The 23,162-nt window shown below is 73.4% G+C and carries 19 protein-coding genes; 10 read left to right on the forward strand and 9 right to left on the reverse strand.

The window, feature by feature from the left end; translation table 11 throughout:
• Positions 1-112 precede the first annotated feature (112 nt).
• A complete protein-coding gene (locus CNX65_RS36535; RefSeq protein ID WP_015805641.1) occupies positions 113-259 on the reverse strand; it encodes a hypothetical protein in 147 nt (48 codons plus the stop codon).
• Positions 260-553: 294 nt separating this feature from the next.
• Here CNX65_RS36535 and CNX65_RS34450 point away from each other — a divergent pair, with 294 nt between their 5' ends.
• On the forward strand, positions 554-1,180 hold the full coding sequence (locus tag CNX65_RS34450) for an SIMPL domain-containing protein (RefSeq protein WP_218181786.1): 627 nt from the start codon (positions 554-556) through the stop codon (positions 1,178-1,180).
• A 197-nt stretch (positions 1,181-1,377) separates the two neighbouring features.
• Here CNX65_RS34450 and CNX65_RS34455 read toward each other — a convergent pair whose 3' ends face one another.
• Together CNX65_RS34455 and CNX65_RS34460 are read right to left on the reverse strand one after the other, a co-directional pair.
• Positions 1,378-2,616, reverse strand: a complete 1,239-nt coding sequence (locus CNX65_RS34455) for an OmpA family protein (protein ID WP_096497431.1) — start codon at positions 2,614-2,616, stop codon at positions 1,378-1,380.
• 84 nt (positions 2,617-2,700) lie between these two features.
• Positions 2,701-3,966, reverse strand: coding sequence for an acetyl-CoA C-acetyltransferase (locus CNX65_RS34460; protein WP_096497432.1), 1,266 nt, complete (start codon positions 3,964-3,966; stop codon positions 2,701-2,703).
• Positions 3,967-4,047: 81 nt separating this feature from the next.
• On the opposite strand from CNX65_RS34460, the gene CNX65_RS34465 reads away from it, so the two are divergent.
• A complete protein-coding gene (locus CNX65_RS34465) occupies positions 4,048-5,481 on the forward strand; it encodes a 3-oxoacyl-ACP reductase (protein WP_096497433.1) in 1,434 nt (477 codons plus the stop codon).
• The gene (locus CNX65_RS34470) at positions 5,481-6,287 is read left to right on the forward strand and encodes a MaoC family dehydratase (protein ID WP_096497434.1); all 807 of its coding nucleotides are present in this window, start codon (positions 5,481-5,483) and stop codon (positions 6,285-6,287) included. The genes CNX65_RS34465 and CNX65_RS34470 overlap by 1 nt, the downstream gene beginning before the upstream one ends.
• 47 nt (positions 6,288-6,334) lie before the next feature.
• Here CNX65_RS34470 and CNX65_RS34475 read toward each other — a convergent pair whose 3' ends face one another.
• Both CNX65_RS34475 and CNX65_RS34480 read right to left on the reverse strand, forming a co-directional pair.
• Positions 6,335-7,549 (reverse strand): acyl-CoA dehydrogenase family protein, encoded by a 1,215-nt coding sequence (locus tag CNX65_RS34475; RefSeq protein ID WP_096497435.1) that lies wholly within the window; start codon positions 7,547-7,549, stop codon positions 6,335-6,337.
• Position 7,550: 1 nt separating this feature from the next.
• Positions 7,551-8,189, reverse strand: a complete 639-nt coding sequence (locus CNX65_RS34480) for an SCP2 sterol-binding domain-containing protein (RefSeq protein WP_096497436.1) — start codon at positions 8,187-8,189, stop codon at positions 7,551-7,553.
• Positions 8,190-8,290: 101 nt separating this feature from the next.
• Between CNX65_RS34480 and CNX65_RS34485 the strand changes: the two genes are divergently transcribed.
• Positions 8,291-8,953: a TetR/AcrR family transcriptional regulator gene (locus tag CNX65_RS34485; RefSeq protein ID WP_096497437.1), complete on the forward strand. Its 663-nt coding sequence runs from the start codon at positions 8,291-8,293 to the stop codon at positions 8,951-8,953.
• Between the two features lie 129 nt (positions 8,954-9,082).
• Here the strand turns inward: CNX65_RS34485 and CNX65_RS34490 are convergent, their stop codons facing one another.
• From CNX65_RS34490 to pdhA, 4 genes are all read right to left on the reverse strand, one after another.
• Positions 9,083-9,982 (reverse strand): MerR family transcriptional regulator, encoded by a 900-nt coding sequence (locus CNX65_RS34490; protein WP_096497438.1) that lies wholly within the window; start codon positions 9,980-9,982, stop codon positions 9,083-9,085.
• 94 nt (positions 9,983-10,076) lie between these two features.
• A complete protein-coding gene (locus CNX65_RS34495) occupies positions 10,077-11,435 on the reverse strand; it encodes a dihydrolipoamide acetyltransferase family protein (RefSeq protein ID WP_096497439.1) in 1,359 nt (452 codons plus the stop codon).
• Positions 11,436-11,445: 10 nt separating this feature from the next.
• The gene (locus CNX65_RS34500) at positions 11,446-12,468 is read right to left on the reverse strand and encodes an alpha-ketoacid dehydrogenase subunit beta (protein WP_096497440.1); all 1,023 of its coding nucleotides are present in this window, start codon (positions 12,466-12,468) and stop codon (positions 11,446-11,448) included.
• Positions 12,468-13,661: a pyruvate dehydrogenase (acetyl-transferring) E1 component subunit alpha gene (gene pdhA, locus CNX65_RS34505; RefSeq protein WP_096497441.1), complete on the reverse strand. Its 1,194-nt coding sequence runs from the start codon at positions 13,659-13,661 to the stop codon at positions 12,468-12,470. The genes CNX65_RS34500 and pdhA overlap by 1 nt, the downstream gene beginning before the upstream one ends.
• A 339-nt stretch (positions 13,662-14,000) precedes the next feature.
• Between pdhA and CNX65_RS34510 the strand changes: the two genes are divergently transcribed.
• The 6 genes from CNX65_RS34510 (at position 14,001) to CNX65_RS34535 (ending at position 23,101) form a co-directional block, all read left to right on the forward strand.
• Entirely contained in the window at positions 14,001-15,410 is a 1,410-nt protein-coding gene (locus CNX65_RS34510; RefSeq protein WP_096497442.1) for a M20/M25/M40 family metallo-hydrolase, read from the forward strand.
• Positions 15,411-15,610: 200 nt separating this feature from the next.
• The gene (locus CNX65_RS34515) at positions 15,611-18,280 is read left to right on the forward strand and encodes an MGH1-like glycoside hydrolase domain-containing protein (protein ID WP_232520103.1); all 2,670 of its coding nucleotides are present in this window, start codon (positions 15,611-15,613) and stop codon (positions 18,278-18,280) included.
• A 171-nt stretch (positions 18,281-18,451) separates the two neighbouring features.
• Positions 18,452-19,267, forward strand: coding sequence for a transporter substrate-binding domain-containing protein (locus tag CNX65_RS34520; RefSeq protein ID WP_015805656.1), 816 nt, complete (start codon positions 18,452-18,454; stop codon positions 19,265-19,267).
• Between the two features lie 66 nt (positions 19,268-19,333).
• Entirely contained in the window at positions 19,334-20,170 is an 837-nt protein-coding gene (locus tag CNX65_RS34525; protein ID WP_096497444.1) for an amino acid ABC transporter permease, read from the forward strand.
• Complete coding sequence (locus CNX65_RS34530; RefSeq protein ID WP_096497445.1) at positions 20,167-20,961, forward strand: amino acid ABC transporter ATP-binding protein; 795 nt, start codon at positions 20,167-20,169, stop codon at positions 20,959-20,961. The genes CNX65_RS34525 and CNX65_RS34530 overlap by 4 nt, the downstream gene beginning before the upstream one ends.
• Before the next feature lies 1 nt (position 20,962).
• Entirely contained in the window at positions 20,963-23,101 is a 2,139-nt protein-coding gene (locus CNX65_RS34535) for a translocation/assembly module TamB domain-containing protein (RefSeq protein WP_096497446.1), read from the forward strand.
• Positions 23,102-23,162: the final 61 nt, after the last annotated feature.

Consider the following 23,162-nt stretch of genomic DNA (forward strand, 5'->3'; position numbering starts at 1 on the left):
TGCGGCAGGGTCTCGTCGTTTTCCCCCGAAGAGCTCGCGCGGACCCGGCGGGGCGCGCCCGGTGTCGAGGTCGGGCAGCCGTTCGCGCGCGAATGCTTCAGCGGAGGGAGTCTCAGCGGAGGGTGTTCGCCTGCGCCTGGGCGATCACGATCAGCTCGTGCCGCATCGCGGGCGTCGGAGCCATGTCGATGGCGCGGGCGACGGCCTTGCGGTTGCGAGCCTCGACACGACGGGCGCGGAGCTTCGCAGCGAAGTTCATCGGGAACTCATCCCTCTCAGAAGTCTTGCTTGGCGCTTCGGGGCGGTACGTGTCAAGTATGCACCCCTCCCGTAACACAATGCAAACGATTCTCCGGTGAGGCGCGGCACATACCGAAGATTCGTCGGTGACAACCAAGCCGCAACCGAAGATTCACCCGTGAGGTAACTACGGTGTGCTGATCAACAACTACGCTCCGCTTCTGTCGCAGTGACTTTCCGGGACCTTCGTCCGGGCCGGTCCCGTCGTTCGGACGTGTTGTCAGGGACCACTCGGACGGGTTGGCTGGGGTGCATGGCCGAAGTGGTGACCAAGGGTGTCGGCAAGGTCGAGCGGACCGCCGACCGCGCGCAGGTGGACGTGACCTTCGAGGCCGAGTCCTCGACCAGGAACGAGGCGGCGGGCGCGCTCGCCGAGCGGGTCGGGCGGGTGGAGGAGCTGCTGCGGCGCGACGGCGTCGAGGTGCGGGTGCGCTCGCTGTCCGTGCACGACAACTGGCTCGGCGACCGGCGCGCGGGCGCGCGGGCGCAGCAGCGGTACGTGGTGCGCGCGACGGACCTCGCCGTCCTGGACGAGCTGCTGTCCGGGCTGGTCGCCGCCGAGCCCGCGTGGCTGAGCGGGCCGACCTGGGAGCTGTCCTCCGACGCCGACGCGGTCACCGAGGCGCAGCGGGCCGCCGTGGCCGACGCCCGGCGCCGGGCCGAGGGCTACGCGGCGGCGCTGGGCGCCCGGCTGGGCCCGCTGCTGCGGCTGGCCGACGGCGACGGCGAGGTGTGGGCGGCCGAGACCGCCAGGGCGACCATGGCCTACGGGGCCGGGGGCGCGCCCGGCGAGCCGGTGCGGATGGAGCAGCTGAACCTGGAGGCGCAGCAGATCGTGGTCACGGTCCGGTGCACCGCGACCTGGACGCTGCTGGACTAGCGGCTCTGCGGGGAGGGGACCCCGCCGGGAACCGGACGTGGGTCGGGCCGTGCCGGGGCAACGGGCACGGGCCGGGGCCGCGCCGAGTGAGCGGGCGCGGGCCGGGACCGCGGTCGCGGGCCGAAGACAACGCCGGGTGAGCGGTCGCGGGCCGGGGGCCGTGCCGGACGGACATGCGCGGCCCCCGGCCCACGCCGTCACCCGCCCGCCACCGGTCCGGTCAGCTCCACCACCACCGCCCGGTTCTGCTCCGCGGCCCCCGGCACCGGCCGCCCGGTCGCGTCGACCTCCGGCCGCACCGGTTCGTCGTACCCGACGCCGCGCACCGAGGTCAGCGCCTCGCCAGGGACGCCCAGCGACACCAGCGCCCCCGCCACCCGGCGGGCCCTGCGCTCGGACAGGGCCAGCGCGCCCTGCGCGGCGCCCCGGTGCGCGGTGTGCCCGGTGACGCGCGCCGTCGTGCCCGGCCCGAAGCGGCGGGCGATGCGCTCCAACGCCGCCGACGCGGTGGGCACCAGGACGTCCGAGTCGGGTTGGAACAGCAGGGCGTTCGGCAGGGTCACGACCTCCGTCGCGCTCCGCGCGCTCCCGTCCTGCCGATCGGCGCCCGCCCCGTCGGGGGTCTGCCCCTCGGCCTCCTCGCCGGTGTCCGGGGGCCGCTCGTCCGGCAGGCCGCCCTCCACCGGCACGGCGGGCACCCGCACCAGCGACACCGGTTCCCGCCGCTCGCCCACCGTCACGTCCAGGTCGCACCCGGAGCCCTGCGCGCGCAGGCAGATCCCCCGCCACAGCTCGCCCAGCGCCCGCCTGCCGTCGTCGGGCAGCGGCTGCTGCGGACCGGCCACCTCGCCGAGGCCGCTGAGCAGCACCCGCTTGCCCGCGAGCCGGGGCACCGCGTCGACCGGGAGCGCGCTGATCGCGTCGGGGACGTCCAGCGCGAGCCCGCGCTCGGCGAGGTCGAGCGGCGCGGCGGTCTGCAGGCCGCTGCTCAGCAGCACCACGGTCTGCGCGCCGGGCACGCGGGCCGCGGCGGCGAGCAGGCCCAGCGGGTCGAGCTGGGGGTTGTCGCCCGCCGCCGCGCCGACCACGGACTCGACCTTGCCCAAGGTCTCGACCAGCGCCTTCTCCCGCCGCTCCGGGTCGCGCTCCAGCGCGCCGTCCCCGTCCCTCGGGCTGATCGGCCCGTCCCACACCGCGATGGGCGAGTTCGCGCTGGAGCGGTGGACGACCAGCCGCACGTCCCCGCCCGCGACCGCCTCGCGCAGCACGGCCCGCACGGCGGGGGTGAGGGTGACGGCGGGCTCGTTGGCCGACGCGGTCACGCCGATGACGACGGTGGAGGTGGGGTCGCGCTCGGCGCACGCGGTCGTGGTCGCGGGCAGCAGCGCCAGGGGTAACAGGAGGGTCAGGACTCGGCCGGGTGGAAGACGAACCATGCTCCGAATAACGGCGTCCCAGCGCGGCCCGTTACGGCCGAACGCAGTAATGCGGGAACGGATTTCCATTGTCCCGCAATGGTTTCAGCGCTCCAGCACGGCCACGACGCCCTGCCCGCCCGCCGCGCAGATCGAGATCAGCCCACGTCCCGAGCCCCTGCGCGCCAGCAGCTTCGCGAGCGTGGCGACGATCCGCCCGCCGGTCGCGGCGAACGGGTGGCCGGTGGCGAGGGACGAGCCGGTGACGTTCAGCCTGGCGCGGTCGACGCGGCCGAGCCGGACGCCGTCCGCGAGCGCCGGGTGGTCGGGGTCCTCCCAGGCCTTGAGGGTGGCCAGGACCTGGGAGGCGAACGCCTCGTGGATCTCGTAGAAGTCGAAGTCCGGCAGCGCGATCCCGGCGCGGGCGAGCAGCCTCGGCACCGCGTGGACCGGCGCGGTGAGCAGACCCTCGCCGCCGTGCACGTGGTCGACGGCGGCGGTCTCGGAGAACGTCAGGCACGCCTGCACCGGCAGCCCGCGCGCCGCCGCCCACTCCTCGCTCGCCAGCAGGACCACCGCGGCGCCGTCGGTGAGCGGGGTGGAGTTGCCCGCCGTCATGCCGGAGTCGGCGCCGAAGACGGGCTTCAGCGCGGCGAGCGCGGCAGGGGTGGAGCCAGGGCGCAGGTTCTGGTCCCTGGTGAGGCCGAGGAACGGGGTCACCAGGTCGTCGAGGAAGCCGGAGTCGTAGGCGGCGGCGAGGTTGCGGTGGCTGGCGGCGGCGAGCTCGTCCTGCTCGGCGCGGGTGACACCCCATTGCCGGGCGGTGATCGCGGCGTGCTCGCCCATGGACATCCCGGTGCGGGGCTCGCCGTTGCGGGGGATCTCCGGGACGACGTGGCCGGGGCGCAGCTTGGCGAGCGCGCGCAGGCGGGCGGTGGTGGTGCGGGCCCGGTCGAACTCCAGGAGGACCTCGCGCAGGCCCTCGTTGACGCCGATCGGGGCGTCGGAGGCGGTGTCGACGCCGCCCGCGATCCCGGAGTCGAGCTGCCCGAGGGCGATCTTGTTGGCCACCGCGATCACGGCCTGGAGGCCGGTCCCGCAGGCCTGCTGGAGGTCGGTGGCGGGGGTGGCGGGGGACAGGGCGCTGCCGAGGACGGACTCGCGGACGAGGTTGAAGTCCCTGCTGTGCTTGAGGACCGCGCCGCCGACGACCTCGCCGAGGCGCTCGCCCGCGAGGCCGAAGCGGGCGACGAGGCCGTCGAGGGCGGCGGTGAGCAGGTCCTGGTTCGAGGCGCGGGCGTAGGGGCCGCCCGCTCGGGCGAACGGGGTGCGGTTGCCGCCGAGGACGGCGACCCTCCTGGTGCCTGCCACGTGGCCTCCCTCGTCGCGGTGACCCCGAAGCTTACCTACTCGCGAGTAGACTTACTAGCCGGTAGGGAGTGTGATGGGGGCATGGATCGGTACCAGTCCTTCGCCGGGACCGCCCTCGGGCGGTTGGTCGTTCGCAAGCTCGGACTGCCCGCGCCGCACCCGCTGCGGCGGCACGTCCCCGGACGGCCGCCGCTGGACGGGCCGGTGCTGCTCGGGGGTGGCGGGCGGTTGCGGGGGCCGGTCGGGCGGGTGATCGCTGAGGCCGGGGTGCGGGTGGTCGAGGCGGCGCCGGGTGGCGTGGTGGGCGCGGGTGGCGCTGCGGCGGGCGAGGGCGCTGCGGCGGGCGGCGGTGAAGCGGCGGGCGGGCGCGCGGCTGCGGGTGGCGGCGGCGCGCGGACCGGTGGTGGCGCGGCAGGCGGGCGGTCGTGGGGCGCGCTGGTGTTCGACGCGACCGGGATCGACTCGGTCGGGCGGTTGCGGGAGCTGCACGCGTTCTTCCAGCCCGTCGTGCGCTCCCTCGCGCCGTGCGGGCGGGTCGTGGTGCTCGGGTCGCCGCCCGAGGGGGCCGCCTCGCGCGCGGCGCAGCGGGCGCTGGAGGGGTTCACCCGCAGCCTCGGCAAGGAGCTGCGCCGGGGCGCGACCGCGCAGCTCGTCCAGGTCGCCGAGGGGGCCGAGGGGGCGATCGGGTCCACGGTGGAGTTCCTGCTGTCCGGGCGCTCGGCGTACGTGTCCGGCCAGGTCGTGCGGATCGGGCGGGCCGAGGTCGCCGCGCCCGCCGACCGGGAGCGACCGCTCGACGGCCAGGTCGCGCTGGTCACCGGGGCGGCGCGGGGGATCGGGGCGGCCATCGCCGAGGTGCTCGGCCGGGACGGGGCGCACGTGGTGTGCCTGGACGTGCCCGCCTCCGGCGCGGCGCTGGCCGAGGTCGCGGGCCGGGTGGGCGGGTCGGCGTGCCACGTCGACATCACCGCGCCGGACGCGCCGCGCGGGATCGCCGGGCTGCTGGCCGAGCGGCACGGCGGGGTGGACGTGGTGGTGCACAACGCGGGCATCACCCGCGACCGCACCCTCGGTCGGATGACCCCGGACGAGTGGGACGCCGTGCTGTCGGTGAACCTCGTCGCCCAGGAGCGGCTGAACGGCGAACTCCTGCGGGTGCTGCGCGGTGGTGGCAGGGTCGTGGGGGTGTCGTCGATCGGGGGCGTCGCGGGGAACGCGGGCCAGACCAACTACGCCGCCAGCAAGGCCGGGGTGATCGGCCTGGTGGAAGCGCTCTCCGAGGAGCTGCGCGGGCGGGGCACCGCGAACGCCGTCGCGCCGGGGTTCATCGAGACCGCGATGACCGCCGCGATGCCGCTGCTGCCCGCGCTGGTCGGGCGGCGGCTCAACTCGGTGGCGCAGGGCGGGCTGCCGGTGGACGTGGCCGAGACCGTGGCGTGGCTCGCGCACCCGGCGTCGGCCGGGGTGACCGGCAACGTCGTGCGGGTGTGCGGGCAGAGCCTGCTGGGGGCGTGATGGCGAACCTGGGACTGCTGTACGCGAGGGCCGCCCTGTCGGGGTTCGCCCGACGGGGCGAGGAGCTGCCGGAGGGTGAGCGGTCGGCGCGGGTGCTGGTGGACCGGGAGCACCTGGCCGAGTACGCGCGGGTGTGCGGGTTCCGGCGGCGCGACGAGCTGCCGGTGACCTACCCGCACGTGCTGGCGTTCGCGCTGCAGGTGGACCTGATGACCGCGCGCGGTTTCCCGTTCCCGCTGCCGGGGCTGGTGCACGTGGCCAACCGGGTCACCCAGACCAGGCCGCTGCTGGTGGGCGAGCCGCTGGAGCTGCGGGTGCGGCTGGAGGAGCTGCGGGCGCACGAGCGCGGTCGGCAGTTCGACGCGGTGACCACGGCCGAGGTCGACGGCGAGCGGGTCTGGGTCGATGTGTCGACATATCTACGGCGCGTCGCCGGGGGTGGCGGGGCCCGGTCGGGCGGGGTGCTGGAGCCGCCGGAGCCGAACGCGGTGTGGCGGGTGCCCGGCGACGTGGGCAGGCGGTACGCGGCGGTGTCCGGCGACCGGAACCCGATCCACCTGTTCGGGCTGGCGGCGCGCGCGTTCGGGTTCAGGCGGGCGATCGCGCACGGGATGTGGACGAAGGCCCGGTGCGTGGCGGCCCTGGAGGGCCGGATCGGCGGGGCGCAGGTGGTGGACGCCCGGTTCAAGACCCCGCTGGGGCTGCCCGCGCGGGCGGAGTTCTCGGCGCGGCCGACGGCGGAGGGGTGGCGGTTCGCGGTGTGGAGCGGCGGGCGGCCGGTGCTGGAGGGGTCGGTCAGCGGGTGAGCCCACCGGTGCGCGGCGGGCGCCCCCCGACGCCCGCCGCGCACCCCTCACCGCACCTGCACCCCCGAGATCGCCCGCGCCACCACCAGCCGCTGGATCTCCGAGGTGCCCTCGAAGATCGTGAACAGCTTCGCGTCGCGGTGCATCCGCTCCACCGGGTGGTCGCGGGTGTAGCCCGCGCCGCCGAGGGCCTGGATCGCGCGCTCGGTCGCCCAGACCGCCACCTCGGCCGCCTTCAGCTTGCACATCGAGCCCTCGCCCGCCGTGAACGGCACGTTGTTGCGGGCCATCCAGGCCGCCCGCCACACCAGCAGGCGGGCCGCGTCGATCTCCACGCGGACGTTCGCCAGGTCGAACGCGATCGACTGGTTCTCGATGATCTTCCGGCCGAACGCCTCGCGGTCCTTCGCGTACGCCAGCGCGTACTCGTGCGCCGCCCGCGCCACGCCCACCGCCATCGCGCCGACCACCGGCCGGGTCGACTCGAACGTCGCCATCGCGCCCTGCACGCCCGCGCGCCGCCCCTCGCGGGCCCGCGCCAGGCGCGCCTCCAGGCGCTCCCGGCCGCCGAGCAGGCAGCGGCCGGGCACGCGCACGTCGTCCAGGAACACGTCCGCCGTGTGCGAGGCGCGCATCCCGTGCTTGCGCACCTTCGCGGGCGACGACAGGCCGCGCGTCCCCGGCGGCACGACGAACCCCGCCTGGCCGCGCGCGCCCAGCGCCGGGTCCACGACCGCCGTGACCACGTGCACGCTCGCGATGCCCCCGTTGGTGGCCCACGACTTCTGGCCGTTGAGCACCCACTCGTCCGCCGCCTCGTCGTACACCGCGCGCGTCCGGTAGCCCGCCACGTCCGACCCGGCCTGCGGCTCGGACGCGCAGAACGCCGCCACCCGCGGGTCGGACTCGTCGCCGAAGCACTCCGGCGCCCACTCGGCCAGCTGCTCCGGCTCGCCCGACGCGAGGATGCCCGCGACCGCGAGGCCCGTGCCCATCAGCGACAGCCCGATGCCCGCGTCGCCCCAGAACAGCTCCTCGGTGGCGATCGGCAGCGACAGCCCGACCGGGTCGGCGAACCAGGTGGCCAGCGACTCGAACCCGTACAGGCCGATCTTCGCCGCCTCCCGGATCACCGGCCACGGCGTCTCCTCGCGCTCGTCCCACTCGGCGGCGGCGGGCCGGACCACCTCCGCCGCGAACCCGTGGACCCAGTCCCGCAGGTCGCGCTGGTCGGGGTTCAGCTCCAACGAGAAGGCGCCCACGTCAACCCCTCGGGATGTCGAACAGGCCCATGAACCCGGCCGCCAGGCCCAGGTCGCCCCGGACCTTCAGCTTGCCGGTCATGAACAGCACGGGCGCGGAGGCGTTGCCGGTCGCCAGCTTCACGAAGTCCGTCGGCCCGGCCGTCACCACCGCGCGCGGCTCGCGGTCGAGGTCCTTGGCGATCGAGCAGCGCTCGTCCTCCACCACGACCTGGTAGCGGTCCTCCTCGGCCCCGGTGAGCACGAAGTGCACCACGGCCCGCGTCGCGCCCGCGCGCTCGGGCCGGAAGTGCCGCTCCATGCGCCGGAACACCTCGTCCAGCACGCGCCCGCGCACGGCGGGCCTGGCGAACGCCTCGTCCAACTGCCCCTTGGACGCGCGCGACACCAGGCGGGCGAAGTTCGGCGCGCCCATGGCGGCCAGGTCGAGCGGGGCTCCCGCGTCGGCCAGCGCCCCGAGCGCGGCGAGCAGGTCGGCGAACTCGCCCTCGCTGAGCCTGCGCGGGTCGACGCCCTCGGCGATGGCGTTGACGTCGGCGGAGCGCAGCGCCGGGTCGTCGGGGCTCGCGCCCTCCAGCGCGGAGATCAGCTCGGCGGGCCTGAGTCCCGCCACGGCCTCGGTGGTGAGGTCGATGGACACGGTGGCACCTCCTCGTCCCTACTGGACCGTGAACCTACTCGCGAGTAGGTAGGGCGGCAAGGGGGTTCGCTAGCCTTGGGGTGAACGATCCAGGGGGTGTGATGGCAGCAGAGCAGCAGGTCCGCGCCGGTCGGACCAAGCGGCTGCCGCGCGCGGTGCGCGAGCGGCAGATCCTCGACGCCGCGGTGGACGTCTTCTCCCGGCTCGGCTTCCACGCCGCGTCGATGGACGAGATATCCGAGGTCGCGGGCATCTCCAAGCCCATGCTGTACGCCTACCTCGGCTCCAAGGAGGAGCTGTTCACCGCCTGCACGCGGCGCGAGTCCGCCAGGCTGATGGAGGCCATCGCCACCGGCGTCGAGGTCGACCGGGCGGCGGACGTCCAGCTGTGGACGGGACTGCGGGCGTTCTTCGGGTTCGTCGGCGAGCACCGGGCGAGCTGGCTGGTGCTGCACCGCCAGGCCGCCTCGCAGGGCGGGCCGTTCGCGGCCGAGCTGGCGGAGCTGCGCGGGCGGGCGATCGGCCTGGTGGCGGAGCTGGTGGCGCGGGCCGCCGAGGAGGCCGGGGTGCCCGGCACGGGCGCGCGGGACGCCGAGAGCATGGCCGCCGCGCTGGTCGGCGCGGGCGAGTCGCTGGCCGACTGGTGGCTGGACCACCCCGACGAGCCGTCGGGGGTCGTGGCGGCGCGGTTGATGAACCTGGTGTGGATGGGGTTCGGGGACCTGGTGGACGGGAAGGTCTGGCACCCCGGCTCGCCCGAATAGGGCGAGTCGGAAACCCCGGCCCGTTCACGGGGGACGCGAGAAGCCGCATCCTCCGCTCTCGGTTCTTCCCCCTGCCGACGTGGGACCGTTCCTTCCCTGTGCACCGGGAAGGAACGGTTCTGCGGCAGATCAGCCGATCGACGCCAGCAGCCAGCGGCGCTCGTCGGCGGTGGACGGGACCGGCGGCCAGCCGTTGATCCGGGCGATCAGCACCCAGTAGTGCTCGGCCCTCGGGTCGCCGAACTCCCGGAGCCACGCCCACTGGCCCTCGGCGTCCTCGGTCCCCAGCTCCCCGGCGAGCCGCGCGGAGATCTCCCGCACGATCTCGCGGGACCGCGCGGACCCCGGCTCGACGCCCGCGTCGATCGCCTCGCGCGCCCGCGCCACGGCGATCTTGAACACCTCGGCGTTCCGCTCGCCCCCGGTCATCTCCACGCCCTCGGCGCGCATCTCCTGGTGCCGCTCGGACATCCGCCGGATCGACGCCCGGAAGTCCTCGTCCCGCACCAGGTTCGCCAGCTCGATCCACGCCTCCACCTGCTCGGGCGACGGGTCGTCCGGCAGCTCGATGCGGACCGAGCGCATCATCGACTCGAAGCCCGGCTCCAGGTCGAGCCCCCCGAAGACCTCCTCGAAGAAGTCGTCGAGGACGCGCTGCCGCTCCTCCTCGGACAGCTTCGCCAGTTCGTGCACCATCTCCACCTCCCCTGATCTCGCCACCGCGCGCAGCACGGACCGGCGCAGCCGCAGCACCCGCAGCTGCGCGTCGATGGCCTCCGCGTGCGTCCGCGCCACCTCGGCGACGGACACCTCGCGCTCCAGCACGCGCCGCGCGGTCGGCAGGTCGAAGCCGAGTTCGCGCAGCGTGCCCAGGAGCTTGAGGCGGGACAACCCGTCGGCGTCGTAGCACCGGAACCCGCCGGACGTCCGCCCCGCGACGGGGACCAGCCCGGAGTCCGAGTAGAACCGGACGGCCTTGACGGTCATGCCGGTCAGCCGGGCCAGGTCGCCGATCGAGTAGTACCGCACGGGGAACAGCCTGCAATCTCCGGTGAGGGGAGAGTCAAGACAGAAAAGAGCCGCGCCACCCGGTAGAGGGTGACGCGGCTCTTCGGGGAAGGGCTCAGTACGTGATCGCCACGGCGGGGTCGGCCAGCAGTGCGCCGACGTCCGCCAGGAACTGCGAGCCCTGCTGGCCGTCGACCACGCGGTGGTCGAAGCTCAGCGCCAGCTGGCACACCTTGCGCGGCACCACCTGGCCGTCCACCACCCACGGCATGTCGCGGATCGCGCCGAGCGCGAGGATGCCCGACTCGCCGGGGTTGAGGATGGGCGTTCCGGTGTCGACGCCGAACACGCCGACGTTGGTGATGGTGAACGTGCCGCCGACCATGTCCGAGGGCTTGGTCCTGCCCTCGCGCGCGGTGGTGGCCAACTCCTCCAGGGCGACGGCCAGCTCGCGCAGCGACATCCGGTCCGCGTCCCGGACCTTCGGCACCACCAGCCCGCGCGGGGTGGCGGCGGCGATGCCCAGGTGCACGTAGTCCTTGTAGACGATCTCGCCCGCCGGACCGTCCCAGGCGGCGTTCACGTCCGGCGTCCGCCGCGCGGCGAGCACGACGGCCTTGGCCGCGAACGCCAGCGGGGTCAGCTTGACGCCCCGGAACTCCGGGCTGTCCTTGAGCCTGGCCCGCAGCTCCATCATCGGCGTGACGTCGACGGTGAGGAACTCGGTGACGTGCGGGGCGGTGAACGCGCTGTCCACCATCGCCTGCGCGGTCGCCCTCCGGACGCCCTTGACCGGCACCCGGCGCTCGCGCGCGCCGCTGTCCGCTGTGGACTGAGCGGGTTCCGCGACCGGCGCGGCCAGCGAGGCCTCGACGTCCTCGCGGGTGATCACGCCGCCGGGACCGGAGCCGGTCAGCGCGCGCAGGTCGACCCCGAGGTCCTTGGCCAGCTTGCGCACCGGCGGCTTGGCCAGCGGGACGTACCCGCCTTGCGGCGCAACGGGTTCCGCCACCGCCACCGGGGCGGCCACGGGCGCGGGAACCGCGGGCGCGACCGGGGCGGGCTCCGGGACCGAGGCCGCCGGAAGCGGGTTCCCCTTGCGGGGGCGGCGCTTCGCCGCGCCGGACTTCGGCCCGTACCCGACGAGCGTGGGCACCCGGCCGGACTCCTCGACCGCGACCCCGTTGACCGGGGCGGGCGCCGGAGCGGGCGCGGGCGGCGCCCCGGTCGGGTCGACGTCGATGGTGATGATCGGCGTGCCCACGTCGACGGTCTGCCCGACCCGCACGAGGACCTCGGTCACCACCCCGTCCCACGGGCAGGGCAGCTCGACGGCCGCCTTCGCGGTCTCGATCTCCACGATGACCTGGTTGACCTTGACCGCGTCACCGGGCCGCACGTGCCAGGTGAGGATCTCGGCGTCGGTCAGCCCCTCGGCCGTGTCCGGGAGCGGGAACTGCTTGTACTGCGGCACGATCTCCCCCTCACCAGGCCATCGAGCGGTCTGCGGCGTCGAGCACCCGGTCGAGGTCGGGGAGGAACTCCTCCTCCAGCTTCGCGGGCGGGTAGGGCGTGTCGTACCCGGTCACCCTGAGCACCGGGGCCTGGAGCGAGTAGAAGCACTCCTGCTGCACCTGGGCCGCGATGTGGCTGGCCAGCGACGCCTCGCCGGGCGCCTCGGACACCACGACGAGCCTGCCGGTGCGCCGCACCGACTCGTAGACGGGGCCGAGGTCCAGCGGCGAGAGCGACCGCAGGTCCACCACGGCCAGCGAGCGCCCGTCCTCCTCGGCTGCCGCGGCGGCGTCGAGGGCGGTGCGCACCACGGGCCCGTACGCCGCGATCGTGACGTCCGTGCCCTCCCGCAGCACCCGCGAGGCGAACAGCGGACCGGGGGCCGCGGTCGTGTCGACCTGCCCCTTCTCGTAGTAGCGCCGCTTCGGCTCGAAGAACAGCACCGGGTCGTCGCAGGCGATGGCCTGCTGGATCATCCAGTGCGCGTCGGCCGGGTTCGAGCAGGTGACGACCTTGAGGCCCGCGGTGTGCGCGAAGTACCCCTCGGGCGACTCGGAGTGGTGCTCGACCGCGCCGATGCCGCCGCCGTAGGGCACCCGGATGACGATGGGCAGCTTGAGCCTGCCCTGGGTGCGGTAGTGCAGCTTGGCGACCTGGCTGACGATCTGGTCGAACGCCGGGAAGATGAAGCCGTCGAACTGGATCTCGCACACCGGCCGGTAGCCGCGCAGCGCGAGGCCCACGGCGGTGCCCACGATGCCGGACTCGGCCAGCGGGGTGTCCAGCACGCGCTGCTCGCCGAAGTCCTTCTGCAGCCCGTCGGTGATGCGGAAGACGCCGCCGAGCTTGCCGACGTCCTCGCCCATGACGATGACCTTCGGGTCGGCCTCCATCGCGGCGCGCAGGCCGGAGTTGATCGCCTTGGCGATGGTGAGGGTCTGCACGGCGGCGGGCGCGCCCGCGTCCGCGCGGTCGACGGTCGGCGCGGCCATCAGCGCTCACCTCCGAGGAAACCGGCGTGGTAGGACAGGAACTCCTCGCGCTGGGTGTCCACGACCGGGCTGCCCTCCGCGTACACCTGGCTGAAGATCCGCTCGGCGGGCGGCGCCTCCAGCGACGAGCAGTGCTCCCGCAGCCGGGCGCCCAGCTCCTCGGCCTCCAGCTCGACCTGGTCGAAGAACTCCTGGTCCGCCCACTGCTGCTTGACCAGGTGCACCTTGACCCGCTCGATGGGGTCCTTGAGCTTCCACAGCTCCAGCTCGTCGGAGAGCCGGTAGCGGGACGGGTCGTCCGAGGTGGTGTGGGCGTCCATCCGGTAGGTGAACGCCTCGATCAGGACGGGGCCGTTGCCGGTGCGGCACTGGTCGAGCGCCCAGCGCGTGACGGCGAGGGTGGCGAGGACGTCGTTGCCGTCGACCCGGATGCCGGGGAAGCCGTAGCCGCGCGCCCGCTGGTAGAGCGGGAGCCGGGACTGGCGCTCGGTGGGCTCGGAGATGGCCCACTGGTTGTTCTGGCAGAAGAACACCACCGGCGCGTCGTAGACGGCCGCCCAGACGAAGCCCTCGTGCACGTCGCCCTGGCTGGTGGCGCCGTCGCCGAAGAACGCCATGGTGGCCTCGCCGCCGTCGTCGCCCACGGCGCCGTCGAACCGCTGGCCCATGGCGTACCCGGTGGCGTTGAGCACCTGGTTGCCGATGACGATCGTGTAGGGGTGGAAGCGGTGCTCGACCGGGTCCCAGCCGCACTGGTCGGTGCCGCGGAACATGCTGAGCAGGTCGGTTGGGGGCACGCCCCGGCACCAGGCGACGCCGTGCTCCCGGTAGCTGGGGAACGCCATGTCCCGCGCCCGCATCGCGCGACCGGCGCCGACCTGCGCGGCCTCCTGGCCGAGCAGGGGCGCCCAGAGGCCGAGCTCGCCCTTGCGCTGCAGCGCGTTGGCCTCGCGGTCGACGCGGCGGACCAGGACCATGTCGCGGTACAGCCCGCGCAGCTCCTCGGCCGTGACGTCGACGTCGAAGTCGGGGTGGTGGACCCGCTCGCCCTCGGGGGTGAGCAGCTGCACCAGGTCGGAGCCGCCCTCGTCCGTGGCCTTGAGACCGGCGATCACCTGTTCGGCGGTCGGCGCGGCCCCGGTCGCCGGAACTGCGTCCGGACCGGGGTGCGTCCATTCTTCTGGGGACGACATCGACCTGACTCCCTACGTCTAGGAGGCCGCCCGGTCGCTCGTGACGACCGTCCGCGGCTCGGCCCGCCGGTCGTCGGCGACCCCGGTGAGGGCGGCCCGACAGCCGTCGGCACTGACGGTGTTCTCATCCACATCCTGACACGGAATCACTCAAACCGGTGAGACCTGTCCCATTTTTCGGCAGGACGCACAACAGTCTGAGCAGCACAAACAGTAGGAAGGCCTATCTTTGGACCACCGATCACCGCGTTCGGAAAGCGAACACTACTGTCCCGGTTATCGCTTGTTAACAGAGCGCGTTCGGGGTGCCGCAGCGCGCGGCCGTGTCAGGATCAGGGGGTGGATCGATCTGCGTTGACCCGTACCGTCCGAAGCACCTGGGACGAGGACGTCCTGCCCAGCCTGACCGGGCTCGTCGCCGTGCCCGCCGTCTCCCCGGCGTTCGACCCGGACTGGGAGGCGAGCGGCCACCTCGACGCCGCCGTCGAGCACGTGCGCGCCTGGCTCGCGACCCGCGACCTGCCCGGCGCGCGGGTGGAGGTGGTCCGCCTGCCGGGACGCACCCCGCTGCTCCTGGTGGACGTGCCCGCCACGGCGGGCGACGACACCGTGCTGCTCTACGGCCACCTCGACAAGCAGCCGCCGGTCGCCAACTGGTCCGAGGGCCTGGACCCGTGGACCCCGGTCGTGCGCGACGGCAGGCTCTACGGCCGGGGCTCGGCCGACGACGGCTACTCCGGCTACGCGGCCGTCACCGCCATCGAGGCGGTGCGCGCGGCGGGCGGGCGGCACGCCCGGTGCGTGCTGCTGCTGGAGACCAGCGAGGAGTCCGGCAGCCCCGACCTGCCCGCCTACCTGGAGCACCTCAAGCCGCGCCTGGGCGACGTGTCGCTGGTCGTGTGCCTGGACTCGGGCGGCAACGACTACGAGCGGATGTGGCTGACCACCTCGCTGCGCGGCCTGGTGCAGGTCGCCGTGACCGTGCGCGTGGTCGAGGGCGGCCTGCACTCCGGCATGGCCAGCGGCATCGTGCCCAGCTCGTTCCGGATCGCCAGGCAGCTGCTGGACCGGCTGGAGGACTCGGCCACCGGCGAGATCCACCTGGCGGAGATGCACGTCGACGTGCCGGAGAACCGGGTCGACGAGATCCGCGAGGCGGTGGCCGCCGCGCCGGGCTCGCTGACCGGCGCCGTGCCGTGGGCGGGCGGCACCGGGCCCGTGGACGAGGACGAGGTGCAGCTGGCGCTCAACAACGGCTGGCGGCCGACCCTGTCGATCACCGGCGCGGACGGCCTGCCCAAGCCGGAGGACGCGGGCAACGTGCTGCGCCCCTCCACCACGCTGGTGCTCAGCTTCCGGCTGCCGCCGACCGCCGACTCGGCCGCGGCGCTGGCCGCCGTGGAGCGCGCGCTGACCACCGACGTGCCGTACGGCGCGGTGGTGGAGCTGTCGCGCACCGAGCACGCGTCCGGCTGGAACGCGCCGGAGCTGGCCCCGTGGCTGCGCGAGTCGCTGGACCGGGTCGGCGCGGACGTGTTCGGCTCGCCGTGGCGGACGGTGTCGCTGGGCGGGTCGATCCCGTTCATGGGCCTGCTGCACGAGGCGTACCCGGCGGCGCAGTTCCTGGTGACCGGCGCGGTCGGCCCGGACAGCAACTGCCACGTGCCCGACGAGTGGCTGAACCTGGCGCACGCCGCGCGGATCACCGAGGCGGTCGCGCTCGTGCTGGACGCCCACACCCGCAGGTGAAACCCGGCCGCCCCCGCCCGCTCCCCGGCGGGCGGGGGCGGCGCCGCTCCCGATCACCGGTGATCGCGCGCGAGAGCGGTCCGCGCAGGTCCGGGGCGGTTGCTGGGCCGTTCGCCGTGCCCGGTTAACCCGTACGGGTGGGCACCATTACGCAACCGAGAGGGAACCGGCGCACCGGATCGATGTCGCACACTGGGCCCGTGACCGAGCAAAGGCTGGAAGCCGAGCGGGCCAGGTTGGCCGTCTCGGACTCGCCCACCGCACCGTGGCGCCTGTGGGGCCCCTACCTGGCCGGGCGCCAGTGGGGGACGGTCCGCGAGGACTACTCCGCGGGCGGTGACGCCTGGACGTCGTTCCCGTTCGACCACGCGCGCTCGCGCGCCTACCGGTGGGGCGAGGACGGCATCGCGGGCATCTGCGACGTGCACGGGTTCCTCAACCTCGGGCTCGCGCTGTGGAACGGCCGCGACCCGATCCTGAAGGAGCGGTACTTCGGGCTCACCAACAACGAGGGCAACCACGGCGAGGACGCCAAGGAGCACTGGTGGGTCGTCGACGGGACGCCCACGCACTCCTGGATGAAGGTGCTCTACCGCTACCCGCAGGCCGAGTTCCCCTACGCCGAGCTGCGCTCGATGTCCGCGCACGCGACCAGGCAGGACCGGGAGCCGGAGCTGTCGGACAGCGGCGCGCTGGACGAGAACCGGTTCTTCGACGTCGAGGTGACCTACGCCAAGGCGGGGCCGACCGACGTGTGCGCGGTGCTGACCGCGACCAACCGGGGGCCGGACGCCGCGCCGCTGCACCTGCTGCCGCAGCTGTGGTTCCGCAACACCTGGGCGTGGGGCCGCGACGACCGCAGGCCGCACCTGACCGCGTCGGCGCAGGACGGCTGGTCGCGGGTGACCGCCGAGCACGGCGCGCTGGGCCGGTACACGCTGCACGTCGAGGGCGCGCCGGTGCTGCTGGTGACCGACAACGAGACGAACGAGGTGGCCCTGTTCGGGGCCGCCGAGAACCCCACCCGCTACACCAAGGACGGCGTCGACCGGCACGTCGTGTCCGGCGAGGCCGGGGCCTGCCAGGTCGTGGGCCCCGGCGAGCGCAGCGCGCCCGGCACGAAGGCGGCGGCCTGGTACTCGTTCGGGGCGGTGCAGCCGGGCGAGTCGGTGACCGTGCGGCTGCGGCTGGTGGAGGGCGACGGGCACCCGGACGCGTTCGGGCCCTCGTTCGGCGAGGTCGTGGGCGCGCGCTCGGCCGAGGCCGACGAGTTCCACCGCACCGACCTGGACCCGGTGCGCGCGGGCGTGGTGCGCCGCGCGATGGCCGGGCTGATGTGGACCAAGCAGCACTACCGCTTCCGCACCCGCGACTGGCTGGAGGGCGACCCCGGCAAGCCCGCCGCGCCGACCTCGCGCAAGAGCCCGCACGCGCGCAACTCGCACTGGCGGCACTTCGACGTGGCCGACGTGATCTCCATGCCGGACGAGTGGGAGTACCCCTGGTTCGCGGCGTGGGACCTGGCGTTCCACACCGTGCCGTTCGCGCGGGTGGACCCGGCGTTCGCGAAGGAGCAGCTGCTCCTGCTGTGCCGGGAGTGGCTGATGCACCCCAACGGCCAGCTGCCCGCCTACGAGTGGGAGTTCGGCGACGTGAACCCGCCGGTGCACGCCTGGGCGGCACTCCAGGTGTACCGGTCGGAGCCGACGCCGGACCGCAAGTTCCTGGCCAAGGTCTTCCACAAGCTGCTGCTGAACTTCTCCTGGTGGGTGAACCGCAAGGACGCCGACGGCAGCTACCTGTTCGAGGGCGGGTTCCTCGGCATGGACAACATCGGCCCGGTGAACCGGTCGGAGCCGATGCTGGGGCAGTGGCGGCTGGAGCAGTCCGACGCGACCTCGTGGATGGCGGCGTACTCGCTGCACATGATGGAGATGGCGCTGGAGCTGGCGCGGGTCGACGACTCGTACGAGGACGTGGCCACGAAGTTCGTGGAGCACTTCCTGAGCATCGCGGACGCGGCGGCGCAGTTCGGCTCGGGCGGGCGCGGGATCTGGGACGAGACGGACGGCTTCTGCTACGACGTGGTGTCGCGTCGGCTGCCGGACGGGTCGGTGGAGTCCAAGCCGGTGCGGGTGCGGTCGATGGTGGGCCTGATCCCGGTGCTGGCGTGCGCGGTGCTGGAGCCGTGGGTGGACGCCGAGGTCCCCGGCTTCACCCGCAGGCTGGAGCACCTGATGGCGCGCAGGCCGGAGCTGGCGCGGTTCATCACCCGCGAGCCGGACGGGCGGGCGCTGCTGTCGCTGCTGGACGAGCGCAAGCTGCGGCTGGTGCTGACCCGGATGCTGGACGAGGGCGAGTTCCTGTCGCCGCACGGCATCCGGTCGCTGTCGGCGGCGCACCGGGAGGGCCTTGAGGTGCAGATCGCCGACCAGGAGCACCGGATGGGCTACGAGCCGGGCGAGTCGCACACGCCGATGTTCGGCGGCAACTCGAACTGGCGCGGCCCGGTGTGGTTCCCGACCAACGCGCTGCTGGTCGAGGCGCTGCGCACGATCGAGTCGTTCCACCGGGGGAGGTTTCACGTGGAACTCCCCACCCGCTCGCAGCGGCAGGTGACGGCCGGGCGCGCGGCGGACGAGCTGGTGGGCAGGCTGGTGTCGCTGTTCCTGCCGGACTCGGACGGGCGCAGGCCCTCGGACGGCAAGCGGGTGGAGTCGACGGACTCACCGCTGTGGCGCGAGCACGTGACCTTCAGCGAGTACTTCGACGGGGACACCGGCGAGGGCCTGGGGGCCACTCACCAGACCGGGTGGACGGCGCTGGTCGCCTCGCTCCTGACGGACCGACGTCACACCACGAACCAGTGACCACGAATTGCGGTCTATCCCCCGTATGAGCGCACATCCTTCACCCGAACGGTGTTTGTAACGAAAAAATCGTACACAGACGCGCTCCGTAACAATCACGTGCTGTCATCAGTGTCCCCCGAGTGGCAGTATGCCGAACACTCAACCAAAAGAGTTACGAGGAGTGACACCGTGACCCGTCGATCCAGGCACGCCGTGCGCGCCCTGCTTCCGGTGCTCGCCCTGGCCGCCACCGCGACCGGGTGTGCGACCAAGGTGGACACCTCCACGGGCGGTGGCAACGAGATCAGCCTGGTCCAGGAGGGCAAGCTGGTCACCTGCACGCACATGTCGTACGAGCCCTTCCAGTTCACCCAGAACGGTGAGACGGTCGGGTTCGACGTCGACCTGGTCAACCTCGTCGCCAAGGAGCTGGGCGTCACCCAGCAGATCTTCGACACCCCGTTCGAGAACATCACCTCGGGCACGGTGTTCAGCACCGGCGAGTGCGACCTGGCCGCGGCGGGCATCACGATCACCGAGAAGCGCAAGGAAGCGATCGACTTCTCCGACCCGTACTTCGACGCCAGCCAGGCGCTGCTGGTCAAGAAGGACTCGGGCCTGAAGGACCTCGCGTCCCTCAAGGGCAAGGTGCTGGGCGTGCAGCAGGGCACCACCGGCGAGGAGTACGGCAACGCGAACGCCCAGGCCAACGGCTACGAGGTCAAGCAGTTCGAGGACCTGCCGCTGCTGGAGACCGCCGTGCGCACCGGTTCGATCGACGCCGCCATCAACGACAACGGCGTGCTGTTCGACTACGCCAAGAAGTTCCCCGAGACCGAGGTGACCGCCGAGTTCGACACCGGCGAGCAGTACGGGATCGCCCTGAAGAAGGGCAACACCGCGCTCAACGCCAAGATCGGCGAGGTCATCAAGAAGGCCAAGGAGAGCGGCGAGTACGACACGATCTACGAGAAGTGGTTCGGGAAGAAGCCGTCGAGCAACTGACTCGGGAACCAGCGGGGCCGGTGCGCGAGCACCGGCCCCGCGCCCGTCCGAACCTGAGGGAGTGAGATGGCACTGTCCAAGCGGCAGCGCGCCAAGGTCTTCCGGGGCGCGCAGTACGCGCTGCTCGTCGTCATCGCCGCCCTGATCGCGGTCGTGGCGGACTGGGAGGCGATCCGCAAGTCCTTCTTCGACGTCGAGACGGCGAAGGAGATGTTCCCCGAGGTCATCACGACCGCGCTGGTGAACACGGTCGTCTACACCGCGCTCGGCTTCGCCGTCGGCCTGGTCGCCGGCCTGGTGCTGGCGCTGATGAAGCTGTCGTCCGTCGGCCCGTACCGGTGGATCGCGACGATCTACATCGAGTTCTTCCGCGGGGTCCCCGCGCTGCTGGTGTTCGTCGCGCTGAGCGTCGCGGTGCCGCTGGCCTTCGGCCTGAAGTTCGACATCTACTCGACGGCCGCCATCGCGCTCGGCGTCGTCGGCGCCGCCTACATCGCGGAGACGATCCGCGCGGGCATCAAGGCCGTGCCGAAGGGGCAGCTGGAGGCCGCGCGGTCGCTGGGCATGTCCCAGGCGCGCACGACGGTCACCGTCGTGATCCCGCAGGCGTTCCGGATCATCCTGCCGCCGCTGACCAACGAGCTGATCATGCTCACCAAGGACTCCTCGCTGATCAGCATCATCGGGCTGATCGCGACCCAGCGGGAGCTGACCAAGTACGGCCGCGAGGTGCTGAGCCAGTCGCCGACGGTGACGCCGCTGCTCATCGCGGGCCTGTGCTACCTGATCATCACGCTGCCGCTGGGCTACCTGTCGCGGTGGATGGAGACGCGGGGCGCGGGCGGCAGCCGCAGCAAGAAGGTCAGCTCGCCGGAGTCCAAGGGTCTGGGGGTGTCGGCGTGACCGACGTCGTTGCTGAGGGCGGTGCGGCCGAGGGCGCCGCCGAGGACATCGCGGTCGAGATCACCGGGCTGAAGAAGTCGTTCGGCCCGCTGGACGTGCTCAAGGGCATCGACCTCCAGGTCAGGCGCGGCGAGGTGGTGTGCGTCATCGGACCGTCGGGCTCGGGCAAGTCGACGCTGCTGCGCTGCGTGAACCTGCTGGAGGAGCCGAGCGGCGGCAGGATCGTCGTGGACGGCGTCGAGCTGACCGACCCGGACGTGGACATCGACCGCGCCCGGACCCGCATCGGCATGGTGTTCCAGGGCTTCAACCTGTTCTCCCACCTGAACGTGCTGAACAACCTCACGGTCGCGCAGCGCAAGGTCCTCAAGCGGGACCAGAAGCAGGCCGAGGAGATCGCGCTGCGCAACCTGGAGCGCGTCGGCCTGTCCGAGAAGGTCGACGCCATGCCCGCGCAGCTGTCCGGCGGGCAGCAGCAGCGGGTCGCGATCGCGCGGGCGCTGTCGATGGACCCGGACGTCATGCTGTTCGACGAGCCGACCTCGGCGCTGGACCCGGAGCTGGTCGGCGACGTGCTCGCGGTCATGCGCCAGCTCGCCGACGAGGGCATGACGATGCTCGTGGTCACGCACGAGATGCAGTTCGCCCGCGAGGTGGCGGACAAGGTGCTGTTCATGGACGGCGGGTACGTCGTCGAGCAGGGCCCCGCCGAGCAGGTCATCGGCGACCCGCAGCAGGAGCGCACCAAGACCTTCCTGTCGCGGGTGCTCAACCCGAACCACCAGGTGTGACGTGGAGGGCGCGCGGCTGGACGTGCTCGACCCGAGCCCGCCGCGCGCCTTCCGCGTCCCCGCCGCCGAGCTGCTGAGGGCGCTGCCCGCCGAGGGCGGGTGGCCGCTGGCCAGGCGGCGCGGGACGGTGCCGCCGGTGCTGCGGGTGGCCGACCGGTTCGTCACCGGGCAGCTGGACCTGCGGGCCGTGGAGCTGAACTACCTGCTGGAGTTCGAGCGCTGCCGCTTCGAGGAGCCGCCGGACCTGCGGCAGGGCAGGCTGGCCGGGGTGCAGTTCACCGGGTGCTGGTTACCGGGGCTGCTGGCCAGGAATTTGAGCAGCGCCAACGAGTTCTCGCTCGTGGCCACCGCGTGCGCGGGTCCGGTGGACCTGACCGACGCGGACGTCGCGGGCTCCCTCTCCTTGCAGGACACCTGCATCGCGGTCGACGGCGGTGAGGCGCCCGCGCTGCACGCGGACCGGCTCAAGCTGGCGGGGGCGCTGCTGGCGCACCGGATCGAGGTGCGCGGCGAGCTGCGCATGGCGGGCGCGCAGATCGGCGGGAACGCCAACTTCAACGGCGGCGAGCTGGACAACCCCGGCGGGTACGCCCTGCGCGGCAACGGGATCCGCGTCGGCGGGAACCTGGTGCTCGGCGGCGGGACCGCGCGCGGCACGGTGTCGCTGGTCAACGCGCAGGTCGAGGCGAAGCTGACGCTGCGCGGGACGGTGCTGTCGGCGGGGCGGCGGGCGGACGTCGAGCTGGACCAGAGCGGGGACGCCGCGTCGACGCTCGTGCTGGACCGGGCGTCGGTCAACGGCGACGTGGAGCTGGACCACGGGTTCTCCAGCGCGGGCCCGGTGCGGGCGGTCAACAGCGCGATCGGCGGGACGCTGTCGCTGAGCCGGGGCCGGTTCGACGGGCTGGACGTCGCGGGCGGGCGGCGCGGTCGGGCGCTGCACCTGGACGGGGCGCGGGTCGACGGGGACGTCACCGGGCGCGCGGCCCACGTGCGCGGGCAGCTGCGGATGGTCGACGCGGTGGTGCGCGGGAGCCTGCTGCTCGACGGGTCCACCGTGGACAACCCGCGCGCCGACGCGGTGCTGGGCAACCGGTCGCAGGTCGGCAGCAACCTCGCGTTCCGCGAGGGCCAGGTCGCGGGCGGGATCGAGCTGCGGGCGGTGCGGGTGGGCGCGAACCTGGACCTGCGCGGCAGCCGCGTGGTCCAGCCGGGCAGCTACCGGCACCAGCGGGGGCGCAAGCCGTCGGTGGACGTGGGCGGCGCGGTCATCGGGCGGGACCTGATCTGCGCGGCCGGACCGGGTGCGGGCGGACCGGGGGAGTTCACCGCGCACGGCGGGGTGCGGGCGCGGCGGGCCCAGGTCGGGCGGATGGCGACGTTCGCCGGGTCGGTGCTGGGCGACCGGTTGGACGCGCAGGCGCTGAACCTGCTCGGGTTGCAGGTGCAGGACCTGGTGCTCACGCCCGCCTCGGCGCCGCGCGGGGGCGTGGTGCTGCGGCAGACCAGGTGCGTGACGCTGGAGGACAACCCGGCCTTCTGGGACGCGACCGGGTGGATAGACCTGGAGGAGTTCCGGTACGACTCGCTGCGCGACCCCATCGACCTGCGGGACGACGGGGCGGTGGAGCAGCGGCTGCGGTGGCTGCGGCAGGCCATGCGGCGCTCGTACCGGCCGGGGCCGTACGACCAGTTCGCGGAGATGCTGCGGGCGGGCGGCAACGATGAGCACGCGGCGACCGTGCTGGTGGAGAAGCAGCGGCTGCGCTACCGGGCGCTGGCCGAGGGCAGGCGGTGGCTGCGCCCGCTGGTGCTGGTGTGGAGCTGGTTGCAGCGGTCGATGGTGGGCTACGGCTACCGGCCCGCGCGGGCGCTGGGCTGGCTGGTGGTGGCCTGGCTGCTGGGCGGGGCGTGGTTCGCGCTGGGACCGGACCTGGTGGAGATCAACTCCGATGACACGCTGCCGTGGAACGCGTGGCTGTTCACCATCGACCTGGTGGTGCCGATCGTGGACTTCGGCAACAAGAACCGGTGGCAGACGCCGGGCGCGTCGCAGTGGATCGCGTCGGGGCTGATCGTGCTGGGGTGGGTGCTGGCCACCACGGTGGCGGCGGGCCTGACGCGGATGCTGAAGCGTTAACCGGCTGCCCGCAGTTGTGCGGTGCGCGCCGCCGGGCGCGGGCGGAGGGTGGTGGCGTTCC

Source organism: Actinosynnema pretiosum (assembly GCF_002354875.1).
Lineage (GTDB): Bacteria > Actinomycetota > Actinomycetes > Mycobacteriales > Pseudonocardiaceae > Actinosynnema > Actinosynnema auranticum.

What these genes read in the sequence shown, in the direction of transcription:
- CNX65_RS36535 (WP_015805641.1), bottom strand. Translation starts at nt 259, where the DNA reads ATGAACTTCGCTGCGAAGCTCCGCGCCCGTCGTGTCGAGGCTCGCAAC.
- CNX65_RS34450 (WP_218181786.1), top strand. Translation starts at nt 554, where the DNA reads ATGGCCGAAGTGGTGACCAAGGGTGTCGGCAAGGTCGAGCGGACCGCC.
- CNX65_RS34455 (WP_096497431.1), bottom strand. Translation starts at nt 2,616, where the DNA reads ATGGTTCGTCTTCCACCCGGCCGAGTCCTGACCCTCCTGTTACCCCTG.
- CNX65_RS34465 (WP_096497433.1), top strand. Translation starts at nt 4,048, where the DNA reads ATGGATCGGTACCAGTCCTTCGCCGGGACCGCCCTCGGGCGGTTGGTC.
- CNX65_RS34470 (WP_096497434.1), top strand. Translation starts at nt 5,481, where the DNA reads ATGGCGAACCTGGGACTGCTGTACGCGAGGGCCGCCCTGTCGGGGTTC.
- CNX65_RS34485 (WP_096497437.1), top strand. Translation starts at nt 8,291, where the DNA reads ATGGCAGCAGAGCAGCAGGTCCGCGCCGGTCGGACCAAGCGGCTGCCG.
- CNX65_RS34500 (WP_096497440.1), bottom strand. Translation starts at nt 12,468, where the DNA reads ATGGCCGCGCCGACCGTCGACCGCGCGGACGCGGGCGCGCCCGCCGCC.
- pdhA (WP_096497441.1), bottom strand. Translation starts at nt 13,661, where the DNA reads ATGTCGTCCCCAGAAGAATGGACGCACCCCGGTCCGGACGCAGTTCCG.
- CNX65_RS34525 (WP_096497444.1), top strand. Translation starts at nt 19,334, where the DNA reads ATGGCACTGTCCAAGCGGCAGCGCGCCAAGGTCTTCCGGGGCGCGCAG.